Origin of the sequence: Streptomyces sp. KR55, from assembly GCF_052245645.1 — a bacterium.
Lineage (GTDB): Bacteria > Actinomycetota > Actinomycetes > Streptomycetales > Streptomycetaceae > Streptomyces > Streptomyces flavusporus.
The window spans coordinates 1-7,725 of record NZ_JBQQCE010000468.1; the positions used below are offsets into that span (position 1 = coordinate 1).

At 71.7% G+C, this 7,725-nt stretch carries 7 protein-coding genes and 1 pseudogene; 6 read left to right on the plus strand and 2 right to left on the minus strand.

The features are described from left to right. Both ACTWQJ_RS42060 and ACTWQJ_RS42065 read right to left on the minus strand, forming a co-directional pair. A pseudogene (locus ACTWQJ_RS42060) lies at positions 1-689 on the minus strand (hypothetical protein); the annotation flags it as partial. Beyond that, positions 686-1,672: an aldo/keto reductase gene (locus ACTWQJ_RS42065; RefSeq protein ID WP_443311693.1), complete on the minus strand. Its 987-nt coding sequence runs from the start codon at positions 1,670-1,672 to the stop codon at positions 686-688. The gene ACTWQJ_RS42065 and the pseudogene ACTWQJ_RS42060, both read right to left, overlap by 4 nt. Before the next feature lie 160 nt (positions 1,673-1,832). Here ACTWQJ_RS42065 and ACTWQJ_RS42070 point away from each other — a divergent pair, with 160 nt between their 5' ends. From ACTWQJ_RS42070 to mshC, 6 genes are all read left to right on the plus strand, one after another. After that, positions 1,833-2,888: an LLM class F420-dependent oxidoreductase gene (locus tag ACTWQJ_RS42070; protein ID WP_129796989.1), complete on the plus strand. Its 1,056-nt coding sequence runs from the start codon at positions 1,833-1,835 to the stop codon at positions 2,886-2,888. Between the two features lie 229 nt (positions 2,889-3,117). After that, complete coding sequence (locus tag ACTWQJ_RS42075) at positions 3,118-3,906, plus strand: ferritin-like domain-containing protein (RefSeq protein WP_443311694.1); 789 nt, start codon at positions 3,118-3,120, stop codon at positions 3,904-3,906. Between the two features lie 163 nt (positions 3,907-4,069). Further along, positions 4,070-4,756 carry a histidine phosphatase family protein gene (locus tag ACTWQJ_RS42080; RefSeq protein WP_443311695.1) on the plus strand — a complete coding sequence of 229 codons (687 nt, stop codon included), beginning with the start codon at positions 4,070-4,072 and terminating at the stop codon, positions 4,754-4,756. A 122-nt stretch (positions 4,757-4,878) separates the two neighbouring features. Continuing rightward, positions 4,879-5,469 (plus strand): DUF3090 domain-containing protein, encoded by a 591-nt coding sequence (locus ACTWQJ_RS42085; RefSeq protein ID WP_224734422.1) that lies wholly within the window; start codon positions 4,879-4,881, stop codon positions 5,467-5,469. Beyond that, entirely contained in the window at positions 5,433-6,275 is an 843-nt protein-coding gene (locus ACTWQJ_RS42090; RefSeq protein WP_443311696.1) for an SCO1664 family protein, read from the plus strand. Before ACTWQJ_RS42085 ends, ACTWQJ_RS42090 begins: the two co-directional genes overlap by 37 nt. Positions 6,276-6,380: 105 nt before the next feature. Further along, positions 6,381-7,610: a cysteine--1-D-myo-inosityl 2-amino-2-deoxy-alpha-D-glucopyranoside ligase gene (gene mshC, locus ACTWQJ_RS42095; RefSeq protein ID WP_443311697.1), complete on the plus strand. Its 1,230-nt coding sequence runs from the start codon at positions 6,381-6,383 to the stop codon at positions 7,608-7,610. The last annotated feature ends 115 nt before the right edge of the window (positions 7,611-7,725 follow it).

Consider the following 7,725-nt stretch of genomic DNA (forward strand, 5'->3'; position numbering starts at 1 on the left):
GTCTCCCGGGTCTCCCGGCCCCAGGCGGTGAACACCCCGGCCCACTGGGACGGTCTGAGCCGCAGATAGCTCGCCGGGCTGGGCGCTGTCACCGACGTGAGGCCCGGCAGGTGGGCCAGGATCCCGGCCGCGAAGGACTCGGCGTCGGCCGTCATGCCGTACCGGCGGTCACCGCCGGAGTGCAGGTTGACGCCGTCGCGCCAGGCGGAGAGGTGGAGGTGGCCGCCGTTGCCGACGCCTTCGGCGGACACGGCCGGGGCGAAGGAGACCCGCAGCCCGTGCCGCCGGGCCACCGCGCGGATGGTCTGCCGTACCAGCAGCCTGCGGTCGGCCGCCGCCACCGGGTCCAGCGCACCCACCGAGATCTCGAACTGCCCGGCCGCGTACTCGGGATGGACCTGGTCGACGTCCACGCCCTGCGCCGCGCAGGCCGCCAGCAGATCGGCGGTGGTCCCGCTGAGCTTGGCCCCGGCCTCGATGGGCGCCTTCTTCTCCGCCTTGCGCCGCTCGATCCGCTCCCGCTCGAGCCGCTGGGCCGCCAGCTCGGCCTCCGCCTCCGACAACTCACCGGCGGCGGCGCTCGTGCCCTCGGCGTCCTGTGCGGCCTCGGTCTCCGGGACGCCGCCCTCCGCCGGGGCGCCCGGGGTCTCCGGCGCGGCGTCCTCGGTGGTCTCCGGCTCCGTGCTCACAGCGTGCTCCAGTCGTGATCGGGATAGCGGTGCACGGGCGCCGACACGTCGTCGAGCGCCCGGCAGATCTCGTCAGGAAGACTAAGCGCCTCCACTGACAATGCCCCCGTGAGCTGCTGCGCGTTGCGCGCGCCGACGATCGGGGCGACCACGCCGGGCCGGTCCCGGACCCAGGCCAGGGCCACCTGGAGCGGGGTGACGGCCAGCCCGTCCGCCGCGGTCGCCACGGCGTCCACGATGCGGCCGGCCGTGTCGTCGAGGTACGGCTCGACGAAGGGTGCCAGGTGCTCCGAGGCTCCCCGTGAGTCCGGCGGCATGGCGTCGCCGCGGTACTTGCCCGTCAGCACACCACGCCCCAACGGCGACGACGGCAACAGCCCGATGCCCAGGTCCAGCGCCGCCGGCAGGACCTCCCGCTCGACGCCGCGCTGCAGCAGCGAGTACTCCATCTGCGTACTCGCCAGCCGGGTCCGCAGACCGGGTGCCGCGAGCTGCCAGGTCGCGGCCTTCGCCAGTTGCCAGCCGCAGAAGTTGGACACCCCCGCATACCGCGCCCGGCCGCTGCTCACCGCGATGTCCAGCGCCTGGAGCGTCTCCTCCAGGGGCGTCTCCGGGTCGAAGGCGTGGACGTGCCACAGATCGACGTGGTCCGTGCCGAGTCGCGCGAGCGAAGCATCCAGCGCGGCCAGCAGATGCCCACGCGACCCGTCGAACCGCCGGTCCGGATCCGGTACGCTCCCGGCCTTGGTCGAGATGACCAGGTCCCGCCGCGGCACGAGTCCCTCCATGAGACGCCCGAGCAGATACTCGGCCTCCCCGTCCCCGTAGACGTCCGCGGTGTCGACGAGCGTCCCGCCCGCCTCCCAGAACGTCTTCAACAGGTCCGCGGCATCATGCTCATCGGTGTCCCGCCCCCAGGTCAGGGTGCCGAGTCCGATACGGGACACACGCAGGCCGGTACGGCCGAGATGCCTCTGCTCCATGAGCGCCGAGATTACTGGCCAGAACTGGTGCCGTGGGGGCCTGTGGACAACCGATTTCCCGGCCCCGCACGCCCGCACCCACCCACAACCTGGGCGATCCACCACCCGCACGCTAATGTCGACGTCACAAGGGACGTTACTGATCAGTAAGGGGAAGGCCATGCAGCTCGGGATCAACCTCGGCTACTGGGGCGCCGGAATGGACGCGGACAATCTCGCCGTCGCCCAGGAGGCCGACCGCCTCGGCTACGCCGTCTGCTGGGCCGCCGAGGCCTACGGCTCCGACGCCGCCACCGTGCTCACCTGGGTCGCCGCCCAGACGGAGCGCATCGACGTCGGCTCGGCCATCTTCCAGATCCCGGCCCGCCAGCCCGCGATGACCGCCATGACCGCCGCCACCCTCGACTCCCTGTCCGGCGGCCGCTTCCGCCTCGGCCTGGGCGTCTCCGGCCCGCAGGTCTCCGAGGGCTGGTACGGCGTCAAGTTCGACAAGCCCCTCGCCCGCACCCGCGAGTACGTCGAGATCGTCCGCAAGGCCATGACCCGCGAACGCCTCACCTACGAGGGCACGCACTGGACCCTCCCTCTCCCCGGCGGCCCCGGCAAGCCGATCAAGCTCACGGTCCACCCGCAGCGCGAGCACATCCCGCTCTACATCGCCGCGATCGGCCCCAAGAACCTCGAGCAGACCGGCGAGATCGCCGACGGCGCTCTCCTGATCTTCCCCTCCGCGGCCCACCTCGAGGACACCGCGATCAAGCACCTGCGGGCGGGCCGCGAGAAGGCCGGCAAGACCATGGACGGCTTCGACGTCTGCCCCACCCTGCCCCTCGCCGTCGGCGACGACAAGGACGTGACGGCCCTCGCCGACACCTTCCGTCCGTACACCGCGCTGTACGTCGGCGGCATGGGCAGCCCCAAGCAGAACTTCTACAACCAGCTCGCCCAGCGCATGGGCTACGAGAAGGAGGCCGCCGAGATCCAGGAGAAGTACCTGTCCGGCGACAAGCAGGGCGCCGCGGCCGCCGTACCGCACGAGCTGATCGACCAGACCACGCTGCTCGGCTCCGTGGACCGGATCGCCGACCGTATGAAGGCCTACGCCGAGGCGGGAGTCACCACGCTCAGCCTGGCCCCCGCGGGCTTCACCCTGGACGAGCGGCTCGCCTCGCTGCGGGCCGGTTCCGAGGCCCTGGAGCGGGCCGGGCTCGCGTAACCGCACCCCGTCGCAGGCCCGGAAGGTCTCAGCGGCCGTGGTGGGGGCTCGGGGGTCTTCCCCGCCACGGCCGTCAGCAGGAACAACGCGCCGACAGGCGCGCGGTTACGCACCCGACGCGACCCCGTCGGTCCTTCTTTTGACTGAGTTGTCCGACAGAACTGTTGCACCACCCTGGCGCGCCCCTTTGACTCGTTCTTTGCGGAATCCTGCAGAGAGGTGCCCACAGATGCTTTCGGCCAAGAGTCTGTTCCAGGAGATCCTCGACAACGACGAGTCCTTCCGGCTGTTCTGCTCCATCGCGGCCAGCGGTGAGGCACAGGGCGGCTGGGAGAACGCCCGCATCGCCGCGCTCGTCCCCGCCAGTGAGCGCGAACTCGCCCCCAAGATCACCCGCCACGGTGCGGACGAGGACAAGCACGGGCGGATCTTCAACGCCCTGATGAAGAAGCGCGGTCTCGAACCCGTCCCCGTACCGCCCGAGACCGACTACACCATGCTTCTGGAGCAGAACGGCATCGGCCTCGCCCACGACAGGCTCAAGCGCGACGAGCCGCTCACCGTCCAGGACATCGTCACGTACCTCTCGCACAGCCGGGTCACCGAACAGCGCGCCTCCGAGGAGATGGAGATGCTGCGCAAGTACTTCGGCGACCACCCGGACCTCGGCCGCGCGGTCAAGATGATCTCCAACGACGAGGACAACCACCTCGCCTACTGCCACGAGGAGCTGCTGCGCTTCGCGTACGCCGGGCACGGCCGGGCCATCCAGCGGACCCTGCGTGAGTGCGCGCTCGCGGAGATCCGGATCTACCGCGACGTCAGTCTCGCGGTCATGGCCCACATGGGCCGCATCCTCGGCTGGTCGAAGCCGAAGGCGGCGGTGCTCGCGTTCGGCATCCACGCCGTGTACGGGTACGAGCGGCTCGGCGGCTGGCGGCGCATGGTGTCCCTGAAGATGCCGGAGCGCCGCAACGCCCTCGGCGGCCCCGCGGCCGCGGCACCCGAATTCGCCTGACGCCGGAGCAGGCCGGGCCTCACCTCCAGGGCGGCCATGAGTCCGATGACCGCCGATACGCTGCCGTAGATCCCCACGATCACCGTGGGGATCTACGGCCATGGCCGCTCCCGCGGGGACTCCGGACCCCTGCGGCGGGCGGCGTACGCCTACCCTGGGCCGCATGCCCACGTTGATCCTGGTCCGGCACGGACGTTCCACCGCCAACACCGAGGGAGTGCTCGCCGGCTGGACGCCCGGTGTCGCTCTCGACGAGCGCGGGGCCGCGCAGGCCGCCGCACTGCCCGGGCGGCTCGCCGAGCTGCCGATCACCGAGGTGGTCACCAGCCCGCTGCAACGCTGCCAGGAGACGATCCGGCCGCTGCTCGACGCCCGCCCCGGGCTGCCCCTCCACACCGACGAGCGGATCGGGGAGTGCCGGTACGGCGACTGGTCCGGACGCAAGCTCGCCGAGCTCAGGGACGAGCCGCTGATGGAGGTCGTGCAGGCGCATCCTTCGGCGGCCGCGTTCCCCGCAGGCGAGTCGATGCGGTCGATGGCGACCCGGGCCGCCGAGGCGGTACGCGAGTGGAACGCGCGCGTGGAGCGTGATCACGGCGCCGACGCCGTGTACCTGATGTGCTCGCACGGCGACATCATCAAGTCCCTCGTCGCGGACGCACTCGGACTTCATCTCGACCTGTTCCAGCGGATTTCCGTGGAACCGTGTTCCGTCACCGCGATCCGCTACACCCGTCTCAGGCCGTTTCTCGTGCGCCTCGGGGACACCGGTGACTTCGCGTCCCTGGTGCCGCGCGAGGAAGCTCCGGGCGGGGACGCACCGGTCGGGGGCGGTGCGGGCGCACCGTGATCGTCCGCCGCAGTAGGGTGAAGCGGTCGCAGTAGCGCCGTACTTGTTCGCAGCCGAGCGTCCGCACGGCGGCCGGTCGGTCCCGATGTCGATGTCGACCCACGAATCAATGGAGACAGGACGTGTCCCGTCAGGTGTTCCTCTACGACCCCCCGGACCGCTTCGTGGCCGGTACGGTCGGACTGCCCGGGCGCCGTACGTTCTTCCTCCAGGCCACGGCCGGATCCCGGGTGACCAGCGTGGCCCTGGAGAAGACCCAGGTCGCCGCGCTCGCCGAGCGCATGGACGAACTGCTGGACGAGGTGGTGCGCCGCAGCGGAGGCAGCGCAGCGGTGCCGGCCGTGGCGCCCACCGAGATCACCGACACCGGCCCCCTCGACACCCCCATCGAGGAGGAGTTCCGGGTCGGCACCATGGCCCTCGCCTGGGACGGCGAGGAGCAGCGCATGATCGTCGAGGCGCAGGCCCTCGTGGAGCTCGACGCCGACTCCGAGGAGGACCTCGCCGAGGCGGAGGAAAGGCTGCTCCAGGACGAGGAGAACGGTCCCCCGATGCTGCGGGTCCGGCTCACCGGCGCGCAGGCCCGCGCCTTCGCCAAGCGCGCCCTCGACGTCGTCAACGCCGGCCGGCCGCCGTGCCCCCTGTGCAGCCTGCCGCTCGACCCGGAAGGACACGTATGTCCGCGCCAGAACGGATACCGCCGCGGAGCATGACGGCAGCCACTGCGAGCAGCGCAGCGGACGCCGCGCTGCTCGCAGCCGGCGAGCTGACCGTGCGCGGACGCATCCGGGACGCCTCCAACGCGGCGCTGTACTGCACGGTGACCCACGACGGGCGGGAGGCCGCCTGCGTCTACAAGCCCGTCGCCGGGGAGCGGCCCCTGTGGGACTTCCCCGACGGCACCCTCGCCCAGCGCGAGGTGGCCGCGTACGAGGTCTCCGAGGCGACCGGGTGGGGGCTCGTGCCGCCCACCGTGCTGCGGGACGGGCCGTACGGCGAGGGCATGTGCCAGTTGTGGATCGAGGCGCAGCCGGACGGCGAGCTGCTCGCGCTCATCGACGCCGAGGAGCCCGGGCCCGGCTGGAAGGCGATCGGCTTCGCCGAGGTCGGGGACGGGAAGACCGCGCTGCTGGTGCACGCGGACGACGAGCGGCTGCGGCGGCTCGCCGTGCTCGACGCGGTGATCAACAACGCGGACCGCAAGGGCGGGCACCTGCTGCCGTCCGGCGACGGCCGGCTCTACGGCATCGACCACGGGGTCACCTTCAACGCCGAGAACAAGCTGCGCACCCTGCTGTGGGGGTGGGCGGGGGAGCCGCTCACCGCGGAGGCCGTCGAGGTGCTCCAGCGGCTCCGCAAGGAGCTGAAGGCGGGCGGGGTGCTCGCCGAGCGGCTGGCCGCGCTGATCACCGGCCTCGAAATCGACGCCACGCGCGCGCGGGTGGACGTACTCCTCGCTTCGGGAGTGCACCCCGAGCCGAACGGGGAGTGGCCGGCCATCCCGTGGCCGCCGGTGTAGGCCCCCTCGGTGGCACACGGGGCCGGGACCGCGCAAGAGTGCCTTCCCGGCCATCCGGCCTGGTCCGGTTCGTATACGGAACTCCAGTCCGGTTAGGCTCAAGACATGCATGCCTGGCCCGCTTCTGAGGTCCCCGCCCTGCCCGGCAAGGGCCGCGACCTCCGGATCCACGACACAGCGACCGGTGGCCTCGTCACCCTCGCCCCTGGTCCCGTCGCCCGTATCTACGTCTGCGGCATCACGCCGTACGACGCGACCCACATGGGTCACGCGGCGACCTACAACGCGTTCGACCTCGTGCAGCGCGTGTGGCTCGACACCAAGCGGCAGGTGCAGTACGTCCAGAACGTCACCGACGTCGACGATCCACTCCTGCAGCGGGCGGATCGCGACGGCCTCGACTGGGTCGCCCTCGCCGAGCGGGAGACCGCGCTGTTCCGCGAGGACATGACCGCCCTGCGGATGCTGCCGCCGCAGCACTACATAGGCGCGGTCGAGGCGATACCCGGCATCGTGCCGCTGGTGGAGCGACTGCGGGACATGGGCGCCGCCTACGAACTCGAGGGGGACATCTACTTCTCCGTCGAGTCCGACCCCAACTTCGGCAACGTCTCGAACCTGGACGCCGCCGCCATGCGGCTGCTCTCCGCCGAGCGGGGCGGCGACCCGGACCGTTCGGGCAAGAAGAACCCCGTCGACCCGATGCTGTGGATGGCGGCCCGTGAGGGCGAGCCCAGCTGGGACGGCGGCTCGCTCGGCCGCGGCCGGCCCGGGTGGCACATCGAGTGCGTCGCGATCGCCCTCGACCACCTCGGGATGGGCTTCGACGTGCAGGGCGGCGGCTCCGATCTCGCCTTCCCGCACCATGAGATGGGCGCCTCGCACGCCCAGGTGCTGACCGGCGAGTTCCCCATGGCCAAGGCGTATGTGCACGCCGGCATGGTCGCCCTCGACGGCGAGAAGATGTCCAAGTCCAAGGGCAACCTCGTCTTCGTCTCCCGGCTGCGCCGGGACGGCGTCGACCCGGCCGCCATCCGGCTCGCGCTGCTCGCCCACCACTACCGGGCCGACTGGGAGTGGACCGACCAGGTGCTGCGGGACGCCCAGGCGCGGCTCGACCACTGGCGCTCGGCTGTCTCCCGCCCCGACGGGCCGAGCGCCGACGCGCTGGTCGAGGAGATCCGCGAGGCCCTCGCCGACGACCTGGACGCGCCGTCCGCGCTCGCCGCGGTCGACCGCTGGGCCGCCGCGCAGCACGAGCAGGGCGGCACGGACACCGGCGCCCCCGGTGTCGTGACGCGTGCGGTGGATGCGTTGCTGGGCGTGGCCCTGTAAGACGCCGGCCGACACCATCGGTCAACGCAGTGGGCCGCTTCCTCCTCACGGGGGAAGCGGCCCATTCGCGCTGCGTACGCTCACTCCTCGGGCGAATCCTCGTCGTCGTTGCCAG